This is a genomic window from Cognatishimia sp. F0-27 (assembly GCF_020667845.1).
Taxonomy (GTDB): Bacteria; Pseudomonadota; Alphaproteobacteria; order Rhodobacterales; family Rhodobacteraceae; genus JAFMPQ01.
This window is the reverse complement of sequence record NZ_JAFMPQ010000018.1, coordinates 58601-78073: the sequence shown is the minus strand read 5'-3', so window position 1 is coordinate 78073 and position 19473 is coordinate 58601. Positions and strand designations below refer to the sequence as shown.

Genomic DNA, 19473 nt, shown 5'->3' with positions numbered 1-19473 from the left:
GGTGTTTTACATCTGCCTGAGGCGCGCCCGTGGCACCGAAGGGTGACGCGGGTCACGCCGTGATGTTCAACAGCAGCGTGGCGCTTGACGCATTCGGCACGCACGGACCCCGGACCGTGAGGGTGGCAAACGCGCCTTCTGACCCGCAATTCGGCGCCGCGGAAATCACCGATCATCATCGGTCGCTGTGCGTGCACTGCATCAAGAGCCGCGGCGGTGCTGCTGGCCTGCCCCGGTCCATGTCTCGCCGGCTGCGGCGCTGGCTGGTGCTCGAAGGACCGCCGCCGCCTCATCGGCACACCGAACGCGACTCCGGCAGGCTGCCCCCTGGCTCTTGCGTGGTCCCGCCCGCCAGCCTAGAGCACTTTCATGAGTTCTGCTGAAAACCCCAATCCGACCTCCGCGACAAGCGGTCATGGCCGGCATCTGCCGTTGTCAGGCCATATTCGCGCGACGATGTTGCTTGGCCTTCCGCTTGTCGGCGGGCATTTGGCGCAGTTCGCGATCGGACTGACCGATGCGGTCATGATCGGCTGGTACGGGGTCACGGAACTCGCAGCGTTGACACTGGCAAGCAGCTATTTTTTCACGATCTTCCTGCTCGGATCCGGCTTTGCCTGGGCGATCATGCCGATGGTGGCAACATATGCGGCCCGCCAGGACGAGACCCAGATCCGCCGCGTGACGCGCATGGCGCTGTGGCTGTCGATCCTGTATTTCGTGCTCGTGCTGCCGCTCTTGTGGTTTTCCGGTCAGGCCATGCTGTGGCTCGGCCAGACCGCGGAAATGGCGGCACTGTCGCAGCAATATCTGCGGATTGCGGGCTTTGGCATGCTGCCGGCGCTGGGTGTCATGGTGCTCAAGAACTACCTCGCCGGGCTTGAACACACGCGGATCGTGCTCTGGATCACTGTGGCGGGAGCGGTGGCCAATGTCTTCGCGAATTATGCGCTGATCTTCGGCAATTGGGGCATGCCGGCGCTCGGCATCACCGGCGCGGCCCTCGCTTCGGTCACCTCAAACGCGGTCATGCTGCTCCTGGTGGTTGCCTATGCAACCAGAAAGACACCCGAACATCAGATCTTCATCCGCTTCTGGAACCCGGATTGGGACATGTTTCGCAAGGTTTTTGCGTTGGGCATGCCGGTCGGTATCACAATTCTGGCGGAGGCCGCGCTCTTTGCCGCGTCCGCTGTGTTGATGGGCTGGCTGGGCACGATCCCGCTGGCGGCGCATGGAATCGCGATCCAGATCGCCTCCGCCACCTTCATGATCCATATGGGCCTGTCCAACGCCGCCACAGTGCGCGCCGGCAATGCGGTAGGGCGCGCGGATCCGACCCATCTCAAGCGTGGCGCGCAGGCCTCGCTGATCCTCTCCGGCATCGCCGTGGCGCTTTCGGTCGCGGCCTTCTTGCTTGTGCCGGACCTGCTCATGGGCCTGTTTATCGATCCCGATGACCCCGACCGCGAAGCCATCCTCGCTGTTGGCCGTGGTCTCTTGGCCATGGCCGCCCTGTTCCAGCTGGTCGATGCGGCGCAGGTTGTCCATATCGGGCTGCTCCGCGGACTTCAGGACACCCGCGTGCCCATGGTCCTCGCGGCGCTGGCATATTGGGGGCTAGGCATGCCCGCGGCATATTTGCTGGGCTTCCCGCTGGGAATGGAAGGGGTCGGGGTCTGGTTCGGCCTGTCGCTCGGGCTGGCCGTGGCGGCCTTGCTTCTGGGGTGGCGGTTCTGGCGTCTGGGACCGACCGTGCTGATCGCCCGCGCCTGACCCGCTCCGCCCTTGTCGCGTCTGCGGTTCTGCGTGATTTGGCCGCTGTTTCTTTGGGCGCGAAATATCCCGGGGAGTATGAGGGGCTGGCCCCTCATGCGCCGCGTCGACACCCGCGCCACGCCGGACAGTCTCGCGGTCGATCGCAGCTGGCCTCCGCCTGCGCCCTTGCACCCATGCGCGGCCCGGAGTATCCCGCGCCCGAGCCGATTTCACGAAAAGACGAAGGACACGCGCATCATGGGCTTCCGCATGGGGATTGTCGGGCTGCCGAATGTCGGCAAATCGACGCTTTTCAACGCCTTGACAAAGACCGCGGCCGCGCAGGCGGCGAATTTTCCGTTCTGCACGATCGAACCCAATGTCGGCGAGGTGGCGGTCCCGGATGCGCGCCTCGACAGGCTTGCAGCCATCGCGAAATCCAAACAGATCATCCCGACGCGGATGACGTTTGTGGATATCGCCGGCCTTGTGAAAGGCGCGTCCAAAGGCGAAGGGCTCGGAAACCAGTTCCTTGCCAACATCCGGGAAGTCGATGCCATTGCGCATGTGCTGCGCTGTTTCGAGGATGATGACGTCACCCATGTGGACGGCCGTGTCGATCCGGTTTCGGATGCCGAGACCATCGAGACCGAACTGATGGTCGCCGACATCGAAAGCCTTGAAAAGCGTCTGCAGAATATCGTGCGCAAGGTGCGTGGCGGCGACAAGGAGGCCATTCAGCAGGAACGCCTGATGAAGACCGCGCTCGCCGTGCTCGAAGAGGGCAAGCCCGCCCGCACGGTCGAGATCGACGCCGAAGACCGTAAGGCGTGGACCATGCTTCAGCTGCTGACGGCCAAACCGGTGCTTTATGTCTGCAATGTCGATGAGGCAGAGGCCGCAACCGGAAACGCGCTGAGTGCGGCGGTTGCGGACATGGCCGCGGCGCAAGGCAACAGCCACGTGGTGATCTCGGCCAAGATCGAAGAGGAAATCAGCCAACTCGAGTCGGAGGAAGCCGCCGAATTCCTCTCTGAGCTCGGGCTTGCGGAGGCTGGTCTCGACAGGCTGATCCGCGCCGGGTACGACCTGCTGCATCTGCAGACCTATTTCACCGTCGGCCCCAAGGAGGCGCGGGCATGGACAATCCGTGTCGGCACTCAGGCGCCGCAGGCAGCCGGTGTCATCCACGGTGACTTCGAAAAGGGTTTCATTCGTGCGGAAACCATCGCCTATGACGATTTTGTCGAGCTGGGCGGCGAACAGCCGGCAAAGGATGCAGGGAAGATGCGCGCAGAAGGCAAGAGCTACGTGGTCAAGGATGGCGACGTTCTGCATTTCTTGTTCAACACCTGAGCATAGCCAGATCACCCCGGACATTCCGTGCCGCGCGATGTCTGCGAGATGCTCCGGACCTTGCCCATACACGCCATCGGTCCCAGGCCGCACACGGCTTTCAGGCCACCTGACAAGACGGCTTTGCCGCTTCGCCTTTTCGCGGACCGCTGGCGCGGAGCCGTCAGTGTAGTGACGGGCCGCAATCACTGAAGGCCGCTCGGTGTTCGGATGCGCAATCGCCTGTTGCCGCAAACCCTCTGATGCCGGACCGACCTCCTTTGCGGGAGGTGAGACGCAAACGCCCGGACGCTGCCGCCACTTGTGTGGTCTGTGCCGCGATCTGATCCGGGCGCAAGCGGGGTTTTGCCTGCGTCCACAGCAAGATGGCACCGCTTTGCCGAGAGCTTGCGGTGCAGGCACGCAAACCGCGCTGGTCTTTGCCGACCCGCGCGCCCGGGTCAGCAATTCCATGCCTTGCTGCCAGCACGGTTTCCGTCGACCCTCTATACAAGGAGAAGGCGGACAGCGCGTCCGCTGCGGTGCGCGCCGTGTCCGCCGGGTTGCATGAACCCGGTGCCGATTGCCACGGCGCCTGCGCAAACGCGGCATGATTTGGCCCCATTGCTGGTGTCTGTCTGTCGACTCAATCGTCTGAAGCAAGTGAGGTTGCCGGTTTGGTCAATATCTACGTTCCCAACGCCCATGACACGATCAGCCCCGACGAGCTGAAGCTGTATCACCTGATCATGGAGTATCGCGCGACCGCCAATTTGCCCGTAATCCCGCTGTCGGCGGGTCTGTCTGCCACCGCAGGCCGGCACGCGGTGGACACCTATGAAAATATCTGGGTTGCGGGGCTGCAATTGCCTGAGGGCGCAAATCTGCACAGCTTTTCCGATGCGCCCTATTACAGCGATCATAGCGCCGCCGAGGTGATGTGGTTTGCCCCGCAAAGGCTCAACACATCGTATCCTGACTACGGCTTCGAGATCAGCGCCGCCGGTTCACGCACCGTCGAAGGGGCGTTGGCAGGGTGGCAAGGATCGTCCGGGCATGACAACGTGATCATGAACCGATCGATCTGGTCCGATTGGACTTGGGAAGCGATCGGGATCGGGGTCGAGATCAACCAAGACTATTCCGTGCCCTATCAAGGCAATATCCACCATGTCTGGTTTGGCAGAAGTCCCGATCCGGGTGGGGCGCCTCTGATCGAAGGCACCGATGAAGCCGATGAGATGAAGGGCACGCAATTCGACGACACGATCGGCGCGGGCGGCGGCGATGACCGCGTGACCGGCGAAAACGGCCATGACGAGATTGACGGAGGGTCGGGGCGCGACACGATCCATGGCGGAGAGGGCAATGACACGCTCGCTGGCGGATCTAATTTCGACACCGTTCTGTATACCGGCATCTTTGCACCGGTCGCGCTCAACCTCGAAGCTGGCCGTGCCACGGGTGGCGGCGGCACCGACCGCCTGAGCGAGATCGAGCATGCCATCGGCGGGGCCTCGCATGATACGATCTATGGCACCAAGACCCATGGCAATCGCATCGAAGGCAGCGCCGGAGAGGACACGCTCTATGGGCTGTCGGGGCGCGACACGCTGCTCGGCGGGGACAGCGATGATCGCCTTTACGGCGGTTCCGATGGCGACCAGCTTTTCGGCGGCGCGCAGAACGATTTTCTGGATGGTGGCCCGGGCCGTGACCTGTTGACTGGTGGGCCGGGTGCCGACAATTTTGTGCTCCGCTCGATCTCCGATACAGCGGTCGGGCAATATGTGCGTGACGAAATCCGAGATTTCTCCGCGGCGGAGGGTGATCGGATCAATCTTTTCCTTGTCGATGCGGATGTCACGCAAGCGGGAGATCAGGCCTTTACAGAAGTGGAGCGCTTTACGGGCGAGGCGGGCGAGTTGGTGTTGCAATCGCTGGTGCGCTCCGGGAGGGATGTGACGCTCGCGTCCATGGATGTGGATGGCGACGGGCGCGCGGACGGCCAGCTCTATATCGTTGGGACGGCAAGCGTGGACGATTTCATCCTCTAGCTGTTTGGGGGTGTGAGACCGGAACCGGACGTCGCGACCATGCGCGCGGTCCGTCCGGTGCCATCGGGATGCAATACACCCTGTTCACCGGTCGACGATCACCCTGCGCCGTGCCGTGCCGTGGCGCATGCCAAGCCGCTTTTGTCGCGAGAGCCATATCGAGTTTTCGCCACAGGGTGCATATGAAAAAACGCTTGAATCCATCCATGAACACGCCTTACCCCACACCAATCTGATCGGGCAGGGGGACCACCATGGGGCAGATCAAGGCATCGGTCGATGACGCGACCCTCTTCGACATGCGCGCGGCGCGCAGCCATGAAGACCTGTGGCCGATGCTCGCGCGGATCTATGGCAAGCATCCGGCCTACGAAGCGTTTTGCGAGGCGCTGAATGCAGCCATGCGCGCCGCCTGGGACGAACGCCCCGGGGAACTCAAGCGGCTCGACATGGCACGCGATCTTGAACCCGACTGGTTTCAGCGTCCCGACCGGGTTGGTTATGCATTCTACATCGACCGCTTTGCCGGTGATTTGGCGGGCATCCCGGACAAGCTCGGCTATCTGTCCGATCTCGGCGTGACTTACGTGCATTTCATGCCCTGTCTGAAGCCGCGTCCCGGTGACAATGACGGCGGATACTCGGTCATGGATTATGGCGCCATCAACCCGGATTACGGGACCATGGCGGAATTCGAAGCGGCAACCGCCGCATGCCGGGCGCGCGGCATCTCGGTTTGTGTGGATCTTGTGATCAATCACACAGCAAAGGAACATGAGTGGGCAAAGAAGGCGCGGGCGGGCGATCCGCATTATCGCGACTATTACCTCACCTTTCCGGATGAGACGATGCCGCGCCAATATGAGCAGAGCCTGCTTGAAGTGTTCCCCGATACCGCACCGGGCAACTTTACCTACTACCCGGACATGGGACGTTTTGTCTGGACGACGTTCAACGAGCATCAGTGGGATCTTAACTGGGCCAATCCAGACGTGTTCCTTGAAATGGCGCAGGTCATGCTCGCGCTCGCCAACAGGGGGGTGGAGATCCTGCGGCTCGATGCGGTGGCCTTCATCTGGAAACGGCTTGGCACGCGCTGCCAATCGGAGCCCGAATGTCACATGCTCCTGCAGGCCCTGCGCGCCGTGTGCCGGATCGTGGCCCCTTCGGTGATCCATCTCGAAGAGGCGATCGTCGGCCCCGAAGAAATGCTCGGCTATCTCGGGCGCGGCGAGCACGATGGACGTCTCGGCAACCTTGCCTATCACAATTCGCTCATGGTTCAGATCTGGTCGGCGCTTGCGTCGCGAGACACCCGATTGATGACCCACACGCTAGGCACCCATTTCCCGCGCGCGCTCAACAATGCAACCTATGCGACCTACCTGCGGTGCCATGACGATATCGGTTGGGCCGTGACCGATGAGGATGCCGCAGCGGTCGGTGTGAGTGGTCCCGGACATCGGGGATTTCTGGCCGATTTCTATGAAGGGCAGTTCCCGGGGAGCTTTGCGCGGGGCGCGCTTTTTGGCGTCAACAAGCTGACCGGAGACAAGCGGAACTCGGGAAGCTGTGCGTCGCTTGCCGGGGTGGAGGCGGCGCTTGAATCGGGCAATCAGGCGCATCTTGCGCTGGCCATTGATCGCATACTTATGGGGCACGCTCTGATCGCGAGCTATGGCGGTATCCCGTTGATCTATATGGGCGACGAAATTGCCTTGCTCAACGATTGGCATTACCGCGATGACCCCGCGCACAGTGCGGACAGTCGGTGGTTGCATCGCCCAATGATGGATTGGGGCCGGGTAGCAGAGGCCCGAGCGGCGCCGGACACCGTTCCGGGGCGCGTCTTTCACGGGCTGCGCCGCATATTGCAACGGCGCGCAGCGGTGGACGCGTTTCACGCCCGTCATCCGACCGATATTCTGGACACCGGCAACCCGGCGCTGTTTGCCTTCGCACGGCGCGCGCCGGTTGGGGCCGTGGTGTGCGTGTTCAATTTTACAGAGACCTGGCAGACAGTGTCGTCGGACTGGGTGCGGGAGCACGGTGGGGGGCTTTATGACCTTCTGTCCGAAGCGTGGGTCGCACGTCACGATGACCCCGTGGCTTTGCCACCTTACGCCCGTGTCTGGCTCTGTCAGGCACCCGGTGGCGATCTCTAGATCAGGACCTTCAGCAAGTCCGCTGGGCTTTGCACCGTCACCACCGGTGCAACCGCAAGTCTGGGTGATCGTCCGGCAGGGCAGACATGCACAAATCGGATCGGCAGTGCGGCAGCAAGATGCGCATCGGTCGTGCTGTCGCCGACGAAGATCGCACGCTCCGGAACCGTCGCAAGCGCGGCACATGCAATTGCGAGCAGCGCGGCATTGGGCATCGGCGCATCAACATCTTCTGCGGTCACGATGCAGTCGAAGCCTGACAGTCCCATGGCATCGAGAAGACGGTGCGCGGCACGACGTGGTTTCTTCGTTGTCAGTCCGACGCGAATACCGCGCCGTTTGAGCGTATCGATCATCGCTGCGACGCCGCCGAAGACTTCCGCGCGTTGGCTGAGGCCCGCCGGGATATGGTTGCGAAACCGCTCCAGCGCCGCGTCGCTATCGATTTGGTTCAGACCGGCATTGGCAAGCGATGAGCGGACGAGACCTTGGTGACCGCCACCAATCAACGTTCGAAACGTTGCCAAATCCGGCGCCAGACCTCCAAATTCCCTCAACATCCGTGAAGCCGCGCGATGCAGGCACGGGGCGCGGTCGATGAGCGTTCCATCCAGATCGAAGATGATTGCGTCATGTGGCGCGAGCGACGGTCGGGGTGACCGGGCATCGCATGGTGTGTGGGACGCTGCGTGCGGACGACTCATGTGACCTCTCCTTGTGCCCGCATGCAGCATGCTTTGTCTTTCAAGTGGATCTCTTGTGTCTCGGACCCGCAGCGCTGCCGTGTTCCAAAAACGACTTTGCCGAACATACGCCAAACCTTCAAGATTGCCGCAGTGTACCGGATTTTGGTCTTGTTTCCCTCGAAGGCTCGCATTAGACGGGTCGGCGGAGACGTGGCCGAGTGGTCGAAGGCGCTCCCCTGCTAAGGGAGTAGGCGGGAAACCGTCTCGAGGGTTCGAATCCCTTCGTCTCCGCCATTACCCACTGATCTTATTGGGTAATTTCGCGATCAAACAGCACCGCCCGCGCCCGAAACCCGCCTGGAAGTGGGGCTAAACCGCCATGCACCGCTCAAGGAAGCGTGATCAAGTTCACCTGCTCCCTGGAGAGTCCGCATTCATTGGGGCTCTCTGTTCAGGTGTTGGCCTTCCTCTGTTGGTCAGGATATTTGTGTGGAGTTAGACCAGCGAGGCTGGAGTGAGGCCGATTGTGATAGTAGTCGGCGCGCCATTCCGCAATCATGCGGCAGCTATGGCGCAGAGACGGGAGCAGAGGTGTGTTCCCATTGACCTCGTGCATAGCGTTCGTGCGGATTGCTTGCGCCATACGGTTCGACGTTTCGTCCTGAGATGCTCGCCGATACCAAGACTCACCGATTTGCATAGGTTTCCCGATACCAGACATAGAGACCTGCACCAGCGATTGTCAGGCTGCCGATTATTGTCCAAAAGTCGGGAAATTCCGAGAAAAACAGAAGTCCCCAGAGTGCAGCGAAAGCAAGACCGCAATAGGAATAGGGCGCAAGCATTGCGGCTTCCCCTTCCGAGAACGCCTTGATCAAGGCGAGCTGTCCCACGGTGCCCGCCAAAGCCACAACTGACATCAATCCGATGCTGGTGACGCCCACGGATTGCCATTGAAACGGGACCGCGATGCTCAGCAAAACGGTCCCAACCATCCCTGTGTAGAAGAGGGATGTCCAGACATCCTCATCGGCGCCGACCTTGCGTGTCAGCAACGCATAGCCCGAATAACAGATCGCGGCGCCCAAAGCCAAAAGGGCAGCCGGACTGAAGACATCGCTCCCCGGTCGAATGATGATCAGCGCTCCGATCATGGCAACGCCAATTCCCGAAATGCGGCGCAGTCCAAGCCTCTCGCCCAGGAAAAGCGCCGCGCCCAATGTGATGAGGACCGGGTTCGTTGCCATGAGCGCTGCTGCGTCCGACAAAGGAAGCACGCTCAGGCTCGTGAAAAAGAACGCGGTGGCGCTCATCAACAAGATCGACCGCAGAAATTGCAGAGCCGGGTATTTTGTGCGCGCGACCGTTTTCAACCGTGGGGCCACGAGCACAAAGACCAGCGCCATTTGTCCTGTATAACGCGCCCAGAGGGCAGGAAGGACACCAACGCTTGGCGCGAGCGCCTTTACGGTGGCGTCCATGATCGAAAAGCAGAAGATCGCCCCGATCATCAGCAGGATTGCGCGGTTTTGAGCTGTCACCTGGATGTCCTTCGCTCAGAGGCCAACGCCGTGGCTTTTCTTTCTCGAAGCCAGGACTGAGCGTGATCCAGCAGATCTATTCCAGCGCATAGAGGTCAACCAATACAGATTGTTTTTGTCTTGCCCCGACACCAACGAAAAGCGTCCGATTGACCCAATCATAACGCGCGTCACCTGTCTCTAGGCGTGCATGTGTCCGCATGTAATACGCAGACGGGTCAACGGTTTCACCACGCGCAACCGCGTCAAGAACGTCTTTCGGTCCGTGGCGATAGCCGTAATTGATGATTTCGATTGTCGCCCCGTCGTGGGTTTCCATCGCGTATCGCGTATCCAGTTCCGCAAGCCCGGTGTCGAAAATCGTCTGCCAGTCCGCACCGACGTTGAGAAGACGTCCGGAGAGCCGTTCGCCTGTGACGGTCCCGCCTATGATGGGGATGATCCGGCGGTGTCCGGCGCGACCGTTGCCCATTTCACGAATAGGATCCAACGCGACCTGGAGCTGACAAGCGAAGTTGAGCTTGGGACGCGGCAAATTCATCAAGACAAGCCTTTCATATGTAAAACTGTTTACCTATGTAACGAACTTCGAGTAAACTGCCAAGCATGGGAGGACCGAATATGGCACGCCAGGCTTTGAAACGATCAACAGGCATCGACCCGGAGATCGAGAGTTCCGATCTGGAACATTTGATCGGCTACAACCTCAAGCGTGCCTACGTCATCGTGCAGACGGATTTTCGAAGAACGCTGGGCGATGATGGCATGTCGGCGCGCGTCTTTTCCGCGCTGTCCTTGTGCGTCCGGTATCCCAATATCACGCAAAGCGAACTTGCACGTAAGATGGGCATTGAGCGGTCCGGGCTGGTTGCCATCGTTGACGCGCTGGAAGCCAAGACCTACCTGCGCCGCGCGCCCGTCCCGGGTGACAGGCGTGTGCAAGCGCTGGTGCCCACAGATGCCGGGCGCACCGCGTATCGCGAAGCCATTGCAGCGGTTCAGGCGCATGAAGATCGTCTGTTTGCCGATATGACCGCGGGTGAGAAAGAAACGCTTCTGTCCTTGCTCAAGAGAATACGTGCTCGGGGGGAAGCGGAATGAGCCTCGTGAACTGGTCCGGGCACGGCGCTATCGTGACCGGCGGCGCGTCTGGACTTGGGGCGGCGACAGCGGAACGCTTGGCGGCGGACGGTCTCAGGGTCGCATTGTTCGATCTCAACGACGAGGCGGGGCGTGCCCATGCGAAGAAAATCGGCGCGCACTACATTCGGGTCGATGTGTCCGACCCGGCATCGGTCTCCGCGGGTATTGAAGAAGCCATTCAGGCGCTGACACTGCCGCGGGTGCTTGTGAACTGCGCCGGGATAGGTGGTGCCGCAAAAACGGTGTCGCGGGGCGCGGCGCATGACCCGGCCCTGTTTGAAAAGGTGATCCGGGTCAACCTGATGGGCTCGTTCAACTGCGCCAGCCAGTTTGCAGCGAAGGCGGTGACAGCGGAGCCTGTCGACAAAGACGGGGCACGCGGTGTCATTGTCAACACCGCCTCCGTTGCGGCCTTTGACGGGCAGGTGGGACAGCTGGCCTATTCCGCATCGAAGGGCGGAATCGTCGGGATGACCCTGCCCATGGCGCGCGATCTGGCGGACAAGGGCGTTCGTGTGTGCACCATTGCCCCGGGTCTGTTTCTGACGCCCTTGCTGCACGAATTGCCGCAAGACGTTCAGGCGTCACTTGGTGCGCAAGTGCCGTTTCCCTCCCGACTTGGTGACCCGGCCGAATATGCCGACATGGTAAGCCAGATCACCCGCAACCCGATGCTCAATGGCGAAGTGATCCGGCTGGACGGCGCCATCCGGATGGCGCCGCGCTAGGAGACCGACATGCGCAATCTCGACCCGAGCGATTTCTGGTCGCCGAGTTTCGATATCGTGAAGCGCGACGACGGCACGATCCTGATGCAGCAAACTGACCCGCTGCCGCATCATCTGCCAACGCTCGCGGATTATCTGGACAAATGGGCGGACGCGACGCCGGACCAGCCTTGGATTGCGCGGCGCGACAAGGCGGGGCATTGGCGCAAGATCCCTTACGGTGAGGCGCGAGGTGCGGCGCGGCGCATCGGTGCAAGGCTGCTTGAGATGGGCCTTGGCCCGGACCGGCCGCTCCTGATCCTGTCTGGCAATTCTCTCGAACATGCGCTGCTCGGGGCCGCGTGCTTTTATGTCGGCATTCCCTATGCGCCAGTCAGCCCGGCCTATTCGCTGCTGTCCAAAGACCATGCCAAGCTGAAGGATATCGCGGCTTTGTTGCAGCCCGGTGCGGTCTTTGCCGATGACGGGGAGGCCTTTGCTCCTGCCGTGGCGTCCATCGCGCGGCCAAGCATGGCGCGCATCAGCATAGAAGGCCAGAACACGGTGCGTTTTGGGGATCTTTTCGAAGGCAATCCCGAGATGGGTGATGCGGCACGCGCAGCCGTGACCGGCGACACGGTGGTAAAGTACCTGTTCACCTCCGGCTCGACCGGGTCGCCCAAGGCCGTCATCAACACAAACCGCATGATCTGCTCCATGCAGGCCATGGTCAGGGATTGCTATCGTTTCCTGGAAAAGCGACCGCCGGTGGTGCTGGATTGGGCCCCGTGGAATCATACCGCGGCCGGGAACAAGGTGTCTTACCTCGTGATGACCAATGGCGGCACCTATTATATCGACGATGGCAAGCCCGCGCCGGGCAAGTTCGACGAGACCTTGCGCAACCTGCGTGACGTTGCCTGTACCTGGTATTTCAACGTGCCCGTTGGCTGGGACATTCTTGTCGACGCGCTTGAGGCCGATCCTGAGCTCGCCGCGACATTCTTCAGCCAGCTTGGCATGATGTTCTATGCCGGCGCAGGGATGGCGCAACATACCTGGGATCGTTTGCGCGCGGTGGCACGAGAGACGACCGGCCGCGAGGTGCTGCTCGCCACCAGTCTTGGTGCGACGGAAACTGCGCCTTTTGCGCTGGCCTGTACCGAGGTTCAGGAATTCTCCGGCAATGTCGGTGTTCCGGCGGCTGGTTTGTCTCTCAAACTGGTTCCGAACGGCGGCAAGCTGGAGTTGCGCCTCAAAGGCCCCAGCATCACGCCGGGATACTATGGCGATCCTGCAAGAACGGCCGAAGCGTTCGATGAAGAAGGCTACTACTGCATGGGTGATGCGCTGCGGCCTGCCGATCCGGACGATCTGACCAAAGGGTTCTTTTTTGATGGCCGCGTGGCCGAGAACTTCAAGCTGACCACGGGCACCTGGGTGGCTGTCGGTGCAGTGCGTGCGTCGTTGGTCGATGCGATGGACGGTCTGGTCCGCGACGCGGTGATCACCGGCGAAAACGAGGGCGAACTGGGCGCTTTGCTTCTGCTATCGGAGAAGGCCCGGAAAATGAACGCGCCAAAGCTGATAAACACGTTGACTGAGAAACTGAAATCCGCCGCCCAAGCCGCCACAGGGTCGGCCAGCAGAGTGAAGCGGGCCATTGTGCTCGCGGCTGAGCCCAGTTTTGACCGTGGGGAGATCACCGAGAAAGGATCGCTCAACCAACGTGCCATGCGGAAGAACCACGCGACCCTGATTGCGGCGCTCTACGCAGGGCAGGGAGACGTGATCCTCGCCAACGCTGACGATTGACGACAGTTGCCGTGCCAGCGTGTCCGCTTCCAAGAGTGGCAGTCGGTTCGAGACGGTCTGGTCCGGCCGAACAAAAAGCCTGCCGGGCCGCTCATGCGTTCGATCAGGACCGCTGAGAGCGCAGGGGAGCCAGAGAGACAGGCCGCAACGCCAGACCCGTTTTGGCCAGCGCACGACGTGTCTCCAACCCGCCCGAAATCGTCTCCAACTTGGTGGCAATGTCGGGATCTCGAGGGCGAAAGCCGTGCAGAGGAAACTGGATGGAATACCTTTGCCTTGATCTCTTCCAGCCGGTTCCCGCCGCCCGTCAGAGTGCGTCGATCACCCAGACCAGCCACAGCGTGATTGCCGGGAAACAGGCGAGGATCACAACGCGGATCATGTCGGTAATAACAAAGGGCAGGGCGCCTTTGTAGGTTTGGCCGATGGGGGTGTCGCGGTCCATCGAATTGATGATGAACAAGTTCATGCCCACCGGGGGCGTGATCAATCCGACCTCCACCACGATGAGAACGAGGATGCCGAACCACAGCCCGAAGTCGTTGGCGTGCATCCCGAAATCGAGCACCGACATGATCGGAAAGATGATCGGGACGGTCAGCAGCACCATGGAGAGAGAGTCCATCACACAACCGAAGATCAGATACATCACCAGCACGATGCTCAGCACGAACCAGGGCGAAAACCCTTGGTCGCCTATCCAGACCGAAGCGGTTTGCGGCAACTGTGTGAGAGACAGGAAGTTGTTGTAGATCCCGGCGCCCAGGATGATCAGAAAGATCATCGCCGATGATGCGGCCGTTGACAGAATGGCTTCTTTCAATTTGGCCCAGTTCATTTGTCCGGATGCAAAGGCCGCGATCCCCGTGCCCGCCGCGCCGACAGCGGCGGCCTCTGTCGGGGTGAAGATCCCCGCGTAGATGCCACCCACGACGATGATGAAGATTGTGACCACGGGCCAGACCTTGCCCAGCAATACAAGGCGCTCCTGCCACGGAACCCGGTCACGCACGGCAGCGCTGTTGGGAGACACCCGCACCCAGACAGAGATTGCCAACATGTATCCGATCGCCGCCAGAATACCCGGCAAGAGAGCTGCAATGAAGAGTTTTTCGATATTTTGCTCGGCCAGGATCGCATAGATCACAAGGATCACCGAGGGTGGGATAAGAATGCCGAGCGTGCCGCCCGCGGCCAACGACCCTGTGGCAAGAGAACCGGGATAGCCGTAGCGCTTCAATTCGGGCAGAGCGACCTGTCCCATGGTGGCTGCCGTTGCCAGTGACGAACCGCAGATCGCGCCAAATCCGGCGCAGGCTCCGACCGCCGACATCGCAACACCCCCCTTGCGGTGTCCCAGGAATCCTTCGGCGGCTCGAAAAAGGGCCGCCGACATCCCTGAAAGCGTGGCGAACTGGCCCATCAGCAAAAACAGCGGAATGATCGAAAATGAGTAGTTTGAGAACGTCCCGTAAGTCAGGGTCTTGAGCTGATTGAGTGTCATCATCGGCGTGCCGATGACCAGCCACGTTCCACCGACACCCACGCCGATCATCGCCAGCGCAATCGGCATGCGCAGAAAGACCAGGATCAACAGAACGGGGAAAGACCAGAGCGCAAGGTCGATATTGGTCATAGTCGGGTCCCCGAAACTCGAGATGAAGCTTCCGCCATTGGGTTCACGTCGGCAGACCTGCTATCCGCCGCATGGACCGCAGAATGCAGAACGCGGCGATCAGGACGAAACCGACGCCGCCAACGAGTCCGGCGGCGTAGCCTTGCCAGACCGGGATCTGGGCGATGAGCGTGGTTTCCCCAAAAGACAGCTTGTCCCGCATGCCAAGATAGAGCCGGTAGGTGCCCACCGATGCCACCACGAACATCGCCATGTTGAACAGCAGATCCAGCACGCGGTTCAGTGACGCGGGCATGACGGGCTGAAACAGGTCGACACGCGCATGGGAATCCTTCAGTTGCGCCCATGGCAGGAAGGCAAAAATCGCAGCGGCCATCCCGATTTCGGTCATGTCGTAAATGCCTCGGATCGGGCCGACACCGATGTCAAACGGCACCAGCGCACGACCGGCGATGGACACGCAGGTCAGGACGACAATCGCCAAGAGAACAAGACCGCCAGCAATCGCTAGGGCATTGGCAATGGCTTCGGCCAGTTTGCTGAGAGCGCTGTACATGTGTGAGTGCCCCTGACAGGACGGAGAGGCGCAATGCACCTCTCCGAACTTGAGATGCGGATCAGCCGCCGTGCTTTTCGATGAGCGCGCGCGCCTGATCAATCAAGGCCGTGCCGTCCATGCCTTTGCCGTCCATTTCGGAAACCCAGCGATCCACAACCGGGCGCGCTGCCGCTTTCCAACGATCCACCTCCGCTTCGTCAAGAATGGTGATGCTATTGCCCGCGCCCTCTGCAATGTCGCGAGCGGGGGGGTCCATATCCCACATCACCTGCGCTGCGAAGGCTGACAGTTTCTCGCCGGATTCGGCATCCAGAATGGCCTTCAAGTCGTCCGGAAGTGCATCATATCTGGCTTTGTTCATCACCAGCACAATCGCCGCAGTGTAGAGCGCTTCGTCACCCGAAAATTCGGTGTGGTTGCCCACAAGTTCCGACAGGCGGATCGCTGTGGTGACTTCCCACGGGATCACCGTGCCTTTCACCACGCCTTTGGAGATCGCTTCCGGAATCGCGGGCAGCGGCATGCCAACAGGTTCTGCTCCCAATTCGGACAGCAGGTCATTGATGATGCGGGTCGGGCCGCGCAGGGTCAGCCCCTGCATGTCATCGAGCGAAGAAACGCCGTCTTGCGTGTGGATCACACCAGGGCCATGCACCCAGGCGCCAAGAACTTTGACGTCCTTGTATTCGCTGTTTTGCCAGTCACTTTCGACCATTTCCCAATAGGCCTTGGAGGTCGCAACCGGGCTTGTCATCATGAAGGGAAGCTCGAATACCTCCGTGCGGGGGAACCGCCCGGGGGTGTAGCCGACAACGGTCATCGCCAGATCGACAACCCCATCGCGTGCCTGGTCCATCAATTCCGGCGGGCGTCCTCCAAGCGACATCGCGTCGAAATGTTGGATCTCGATGCGGCCGCCAGAGGCTTCCTTGACCATCTCACCCCAAGGCTTGAGGATCTGTGCGGGAACCGGGGCCGGGGGTGGCAGGAATTGGTGCAGCCGCAGCGTGACCTCCTGGGCCATGGCAGCCGAACCAAGCGCGGCCGCGGCAAAGAGCCCGGCGATGGTCGATTTGATGAAGTTCCGTTTGTTCATGTCATCCTCCCTTATGTGACATTTGATTATCCACGCCCACAGGACACTATCTGAATTTCGGGGGCCTCTTCTCCAAAAACGCCCGCAGACCTTCCTTGGCGCCGTCCGATGTCTGCGACATCGCTGCGGCCAGGCTTTCGGTGAACAAACCCTCAGACCGTGGCATGTCCTGAATGCGTGATATCGCCTGCATCATCAGGTAGTTGGAGAAGGGGGCATTGTCCGCGATCTTGCGCGCCAGCTTTTGTGCAAGCGCCAACCCTTCGCCCGTCTCAACGCAATAATGCGCCAACCCGAGCGCCAGTCCCTCGTCAGCCCCGTAATTGCGTCCGGTCAACATCATCTCACGCAGTCTATCCGCACCGATCAAGCGCCCCACGCGAACAGTAGCGCCGCCGCCAACAAAGATACCACGGCGTCCCTCTGGAAGCTGGAACCGGACATCCGGCTCTGCGATGCGGACATGTGTCGACGCAGCAATCTCCACCCCGCCGCCAATCACGGCACCGGTGAGAACTGAAATCACTGGCAGGCCACCAAACTCGATCAAATCGGATACACGATGCCAGTTGCGGGAATGAAAGACACCCTCGATCGGTTCCCGGTGTTCATGCTCCGCAAGGTCGAGTCCTGAGCAAAAATGTCCGCCCGCCCCGCGCAGGATCACCGCATGCACACCCTCGGGCGGTGAGGAAAAGAAGGCGTCCAGCTCGGCGATGAGCTTGTCGTTCATGGCATTGCGCTTTTCGGGCCTGTCGAACGTGATCGTTGCGATATCGCCTTCGATATCGACACGAGTGACCGTCTTCTGCCCGGTTCCATCCGCCATGTCGTCCGCCCCGCCGTCATCCCCAAAATTGTTTTACTATGTAACGGTTCTTCTGTATAGCGGTTTTTCTAGGGAGGAGTCTCATGGTCGATTTCAGCGCTGTCAAAGCCATCGATTTCCACACGCACGCGGAAGAGCCCTGCAACCACGGGCGAGATGACGGCTATAATGAGTTCCAGGCCGGAATGGCGGCGTATTTCAAGAACCCGGCAGGGGCTGAAGGCATGCTGCCGACCGTTCAGGATACGGCCGCCTATTATCGCGAACGCAACATCGCAGCGGTGATCTTTCCGGTTGATGCGGAACGAGAGACCGGTTTCCGGCGCTACTCGAACGAAGAAGTTGCCGAGCTTTGCGCCGAGAATGACGACATCCTGATCCCCTTTGCCTCAATCGATCCACACAAGGGCAGGGCGGGCGCGCGCGAGGTGAAGCGGCTCGTGCGGGATTTCGGCGTGCGGGGATTCAAGTTCCATCCGACCATGCAAGGCTTCTTTCCCAATGATCGGGACGCCTGCTATACGGTGCTGGAGGCCTGTGCAGAGGAAGGGGTTATCACTCTCTTCCATACCGGACAGACAGGTGTCGGGTCGGGCATGCGGGGCGGAATGGGGATGCGCCTCAAGTATTCCAACCCAATGCACCTTGATGATGTCGCAGTGGACTTCCCGGACATGAAAATCATCCTCGCACACCCGTCCTTCCCGTGGACCGAAGAGGGGCTTGCCGTCGCGCAGCACAAGCCGAACGTTTACTACGACATGTCCGGTTGGAGCCCGAAATACTTCCCGGAGACCTTCATCCGTTATGCCAACTCGATCCTGAAAAAAAAGATGCTCTTTGGATCGGACTGGCCCGCAATCACGCCGGACCGATGGTTGGCAGATTTTGAGAAGGCACCGTTCAAGGACGAGGTGCGACCTTTGATCCTTAAGGAAAACGCATTGCGTTTGTTGGGTGAAACCGATGGCTGAGCAGGCACCTCTTGACGAAACCATTACGCTCGACGCGCTCGACCGTGATCCCTTTCCGATCTATCGGCGGCTGCGGGCAGAAGCGCCCGTTTGTCGTGTGAAAGCCACCGGGCGGACGCTCCTGACCAAGGCTGCGGACACGAAATACGTCAAGGACAACCCTGCGCTTTTCAGCTCAGACGATCCCAACACGCCAATGAAACGCGCGTTCTGGGCGCATACCCTGATGCGTAAGGACGGCGAGGCGCACAGGCGCGAACGGATGGCGATGGCGCCGGCATTTGCGCCAAAGGTGATCACGCAGAACTGGATGCCGCGCTATCAGAAGATCGCCGAGGAGTATGTGGCCCGGTTGCCGCGCGGCGAGGTGGTCGATCTATTCGCAATCCTGTCCGGTGCGTATGCAGCCCGTGGTCTTGCGATCCTGTTGGGTATGGAAGACGCCACCGATGACGAGATGATGGAATGGAGCCAGGCTCTGATCGAAGGCGCTGGCAATTTTGGCTGGCGGGATGCGCCGTTTGAGCGCGCAGACCGGGCCAACGAGGCTATTCACGCGCTTTTGGACAGATTGCAGGACCGGCATCGCGCAGAGCCCAACAGTTCGGCTTTCTCGGTCATGCTGAACGCAGAAAATCCGATCCCCGAAAAGCAAATCTACGCCAACATCAAAATCGCGATTGGAGGCGGCATTAACGAGCCACGCGACGCGCTCAACACCACGATTTACGGATTGCTGACCAATCCCGATCAGTTTGACGAGGTCAAGAAGAACGGCGACTGGATGAAGGCATTTGAAGAGGGCGTCCGGTGGGTCGCGCCGATTTCGGCCTCGTCTCGTTTGGTGACCGAGGATACGGAGATCCGCGGGTATCACATTCCCAAGGGCGATACGGTCATGACCATACAGGCCAGCGCAAATCGCGACGAAGATGTCGTTCAGAATGGCGAGGCTTTTGATGTCTACCGCGACGATTGCGTCCACCAGTCGTTCGGCAACGGGCCGCATTTTTGCCAAGGCACGCATGTTGCCCGCCGCGCCGTCGGGCAGATCATGTTACCCGTCCTGTTCGACCGCTTTCCAAATGCATCGATCCCCGATCAAGACGCTGTCATCTGGCGTGGCTTTGGCTTCCGTGGACCTGTCACACTTCCCGTCTTGCTGAATTGAC

General features: G+C 60.6%; 17 protein-coding genes and 1 tRNA gene. 10 read left to right on the top strand and 8 right to left on the bottom strand.

Annotated features, from left to right (window positions below; all coding sequences use genetic code 11):
* Window positions 1-369: 369 nt before the first annotated feature.
* From J1C49_RS11450 to J1C49_RS11435, 4 genes are all read left to right on the top strand, one after another.
* On the top strand, window positions 370-1776 hold the full coding sequence (locus J1C49_RS11450) for an MATE family efflux transporter (protein WP_370639406.1): 1407 nt from the start codon (window positions 370-372) through the stop codon (window positions 1774-1776).
* Between the two features lie 240 nt (window positions 1777-2016).
* On the top strand, window positions 2017-3114 hold the full coding sequence (ychF, locus tag J1C49_RS11445; RefSeq protein ID WP_227445958.1) for a redox-regulated ATPase YchF: 1098 nt from the start codon (window positions 2017-2019) through the stop codon (window positions 3112-3114).
* A gap of 656 nt (window positions 3115-3770) precedes the next feature.
* The gene (locus tag J1C49_RS11440) at window positions 3771-5150 is read left to right on the top strand and encodes a M10 family metallopeptidase C-terminal domain-containing protein (RefSeq protein WP_227445957.1); all 1380 of its coding nucleotides are present in this window, start codon (window positions 3771-3773) and stop codon (window positions 5148-5150) included.
* Between the two features lie 254 nt (window positions 5151-5404).
* Window positions 5405-7315, top strand: coding sequence for an alpha-amylase family protein (locus J1C49_RS11435; RefSeq protein WP_227445956.1), 1911 nt, complete (start codon window positions 5405-5407; stop codon window positions 7313-7315).
* Here J1C49_RS11435 and J1C49_RS11430 read toward each other — a convergent pair.
* Window positions 7312-8019 carry an HAD family hydrolase gene (locus tag J1C49_RS11430; protein ID WP_227445955.1) on the bottom strand — a complete coding sequence of 236 codons (708 nt, stop codon included), beginning with the start codon at window positions 8017-8019 and terminating at the stop codon, window positions 7312-7314. The genes J1C49_RS11435 and J1C49_RS11430 overlap by 4 nt on opposite strands.
* A gap of 186 nt (window positions 8020-8205) precedes the next feature.
* Between J1C49_RS11430 and J1C49_RS11425 the strand changes: the two genes are divergently transcribed.
* Window positions 8206-8295: transfer RNA gene (locus J1C49_RS11425), tRNA-Ser, on the top strand.
* A 157-nt stretch (window positions 8296-8452) separates the two neighbouring features.
* Here the strand turns inward: J1C49_RS11425 and J1C49_RS21735 are convergent.
* The 3 genes from J1C49_RS21735 to J1C49_RS11410 all read right to left on the bottom strand — a co-directional run bounded on the left by J1C49_RS21735 (window position 8453) and on the right by J1C49_RS11410 (window position 10083).
* The gene (locus tag J1C49_RS21735; RefSeq protein ID WP_370639407.1) at window positions 8453-8617 is read right to left on the bottom strand and encodes an integrase core domain-containing protein; all 165 of its coding nucleotides are present in this window, start codon (window positions 8615-8617) and stop codon (window positions 8453-8455) included.
* 70 nt (window positions 8618-8687) lie between these two features.
* Complete coding sequence (locus J1C49_RS11415; RefSeq protein WP_227445954.1) at window positions 8688-9542, bottom strand: DMT family transporter; 855 nt, start codon at window positions 9540-9542, stop codon at window positions 8688-8690.
* Between the two features lie 76 nt (window positions 9543-9618).
* Entirely contained in the window at window positions 9619-10083 is a 465-nt protein-coding gene (locus J1C49_RS11410; RefSeq protein WP_227445953.1) for a DUF3237 domain-containing protein, read from the bottom strand.
* A gap of 80 nt (window positions 10084-10163) precedes the next feature.
* Here J1C49_RS11410 and J1C49_RS11405 point away from each other — a divergent pair, with 80 nt between their 5' ends.
* The 3 genes from J1C49_RS11405 to J1C49_RS11395 are packed head-to-tail and all read left to right on the top strand — an operon-like array spanning window position 10164 to window position 13207.
* Complete coding sequence (locus J1C49_RS11405; RefSeq protein ID WP_227445952.1) at window positions 10164-10643, top strand: MarR family winged helix-turn-helix transcriptional regulator; 480 nt, start codon at window positions 10164-10166, stop codon at window positions 10641-10643.
* On the top strand, window positions 10640-11413 hold the full coding sequence (locus J1C49_RS11400) for an SDR family NAD(P)-dependent oxidoreductase (protein ID WP_227445951.1): 774 nt from the start codon (window positions 10640-10642) through the stop codon (window positions 11411-11413). Before J1C49_RS11405 ends, J1C49_RS11400 begins: the two co-directional genes overlap by 4 nt.
* 9 nt (window positions 11414-11422) lie before the next feature.
* Window positions 11423-13207, top strand: coding sequence for a feruloyl-CoA synthase (locus tag J1C49_RS11395; protein ID WP_227445950.1), 1785 nt, complete (start codon window positions 11423-11425; stop codon window positions 13205-13207).
* Window positions 13208-13514: 307 nt separating this feature from the next.
* Here J1C49_RS11395 and J1C49_RS11390 read toward each other — a convergent pair whose 3' ends face one another.
* The 4 genes from J1C49_RS11390 to J1C49_RS11375 all read right to left on the bottom strand — a co-directional run bounded on the left by J1C49_RS11390 (window position 13515) and on the right by J1C49_RS11375 (window position 17327).
* The gene (locus J1C49_RS11390) at window positions 13515-14843 is read right to left on the bottom strand and encodes a TRAP transporter large permease (RefSeq protein ID WP_227445949.1); all 1329 of its coding nucleotides are present in this window, start codon (window positions 14841-14843) and stop codon (window positions 13515-13517) included.
* Window positions 14844-14886: 43 nt separating this feature from the next.
* On the bottom strand, window positions 14887-15399 hold the full coding sequence (locus tag J1C49_RS11385; protein ID WP_227445948.1) for a TRAP transporter small permease: 513 nt from the start codon (window positions 15397-15399) through the stop codon (window positions 14887-14889).
* A gap of 61 nt (window positions 15400-15460) precedes the next feature.
* On the bottom strand, window positions 15461-16498 hold the full coding sequence (locus J1C49_RS11380) for a TRAP transporter substrate-binding protein (protein WP_227445947.1): 1038 nt from the start codon (window positions 16496-16498) through the stop codon (window positions 15461-15463).
* Window positions 16499-16544: 46 nt separating this feature from the next.
* On the bottom strand, window positions 16545-17327 hold the full coding sequence (locus J1C49_RS11375) for a crotonase/enoyl-CoA hydratase family protein (protein ID WP_227445946.1): 783 nt from the start codon (window positions 17325-17327) through the stop codon (window positions 16545-16547).
* Between the two features lie 83 nt (window positions 17328-17410).
* On the opposite strand from J1C49_RS11375, the gene J1C49_RS11370 reads away from it, so the two are divergent.
* Both J1C49_RS11370 and J1C49_RS11365 read left to right on the top strand, forming a co-directional pair.
* A complete protein-coding gene (locus tag J1C49_RS11370; protein ID WP_227445945.1) occupies window positions 17411-18301 on the top strand; it encodes an amidohydrolase family protein in 891 nt (296 codons plus the stop codon).
* On the top strand, window positions 18294-19472 hold the full coding sequence (locus J1C49_RS11365; protein WP_227445944.1) for a cytochrome P450: 1179 nt from the start codon (window positions 18294-18296) through the stop codon (window positions 19470-19472). The genes J1C49_RS11370 and J1C49_RS11365 overlap by 8 nt, the downstream gene beginning before the upstream one ends.
* Window position 19473 lies beyond the last annotated feature (1 nt).

Coding starts and splice junctions, on each gene's coding strand:
- J1C49_RS11380 (WP_227445947.1), bottom strand. CDS start 16,498: ATGAACAAACGGAACTTCATCAAATCGACCATCGCCGGGCTCTTTGCC.
- ychF (WP_227445958.1), top strand. CDS start 2,017: ATGGGCTTCCGCATGGGGATTGTCGGGCTGCCGAATGTCGGCAAATCG.
- J1C49_RS11375 (WP_227445946.1), bottom strand. CDS start 17,327: ATGGCGGATGGAACCGGGCAGAAGACGGTCACTCGTGTCGATATCGAA.
- J1C49_RS11405 (WP_227445952.1), top strand. CDS start 10,164: ATGGCACGCCAGGCTTTGAAACGATCAACAGGCATCGACCCGGAGATC.
- J1C49_RS11430 (WP_227445955.1), bottom strand. CDS start 8,019: ATGAGTCGTCCGCACGCAGCGTCCCACACACCATGCGATGCCCGGTCA.
- J1C49_RS11410 (WP_227445953.1), bottom strand. CDS start 10,083: ATGAATTTGCCGCGTCCCAAGCTCAACTTCGCTTGTCAGCTCCAGGTC.
- J1C49_RS11365 (WP_227445944.1), top strand. CDS start 18,294: ATGGCTGAGCAGGCACCTCTTGACGAAACCATTACGCTCGACGCGCTC.
- J1C49_RS21735 (WP_370639407.1), bottom strand. CDS start 8,617: ATGCACGAGGTCAATGGGAACACACCTCTGCTCCCGTCTCTGCGCCAT.
- J1C49_RS11400 (WP_227445951.1), top strand. CDS start 10,640: ATGAGCCTCGTGAACTGGTCCGGGCACGGCGCTATCGTGACCGGCGGC.
- J1C49_RS11395 (WP_227445950.1), top strand. CDS start 11,423: ATGCGCAATCTCGACCCGAGCGATTTCTGGTCGCCGAGTTTCGATATC.
- J1C49_RS11370 (WP_227445945.1), top strand. CDS start 17,411: ATGGTCGATTTCAGCGCTGTCAAAGCCATCGATTTCCACACGCACGCG.
- J1C49_RS11385 (WP_227445948.1), bottom strand. CDS start 15,399: ATGTACAGCGCTCTCAGCAAACTGGCCGAAGCCATTGCCAATGCCCTA.
- J1C49_RS11435 (WP_227445956.1), top strand. CDS start 5,405: ATGGGGCAGATCAAGGCATCGGTCGATGACGCGACCCTCTTCGACATG.
- J1C49_RS11390 (WP_227445949.1), bottom strand. CDS start 14,843: ATGACCAATATCGACCTTGCGCTCTGGTCTTTCCCCGTTCTGTTGATC.
- J1C49_RS11450 (WP_370639406.1), top strand. CDS start 370: ATGAGTTCTGCTGAAAACCCCAATCCGACCTCCGCGACAAGCGGTCAT.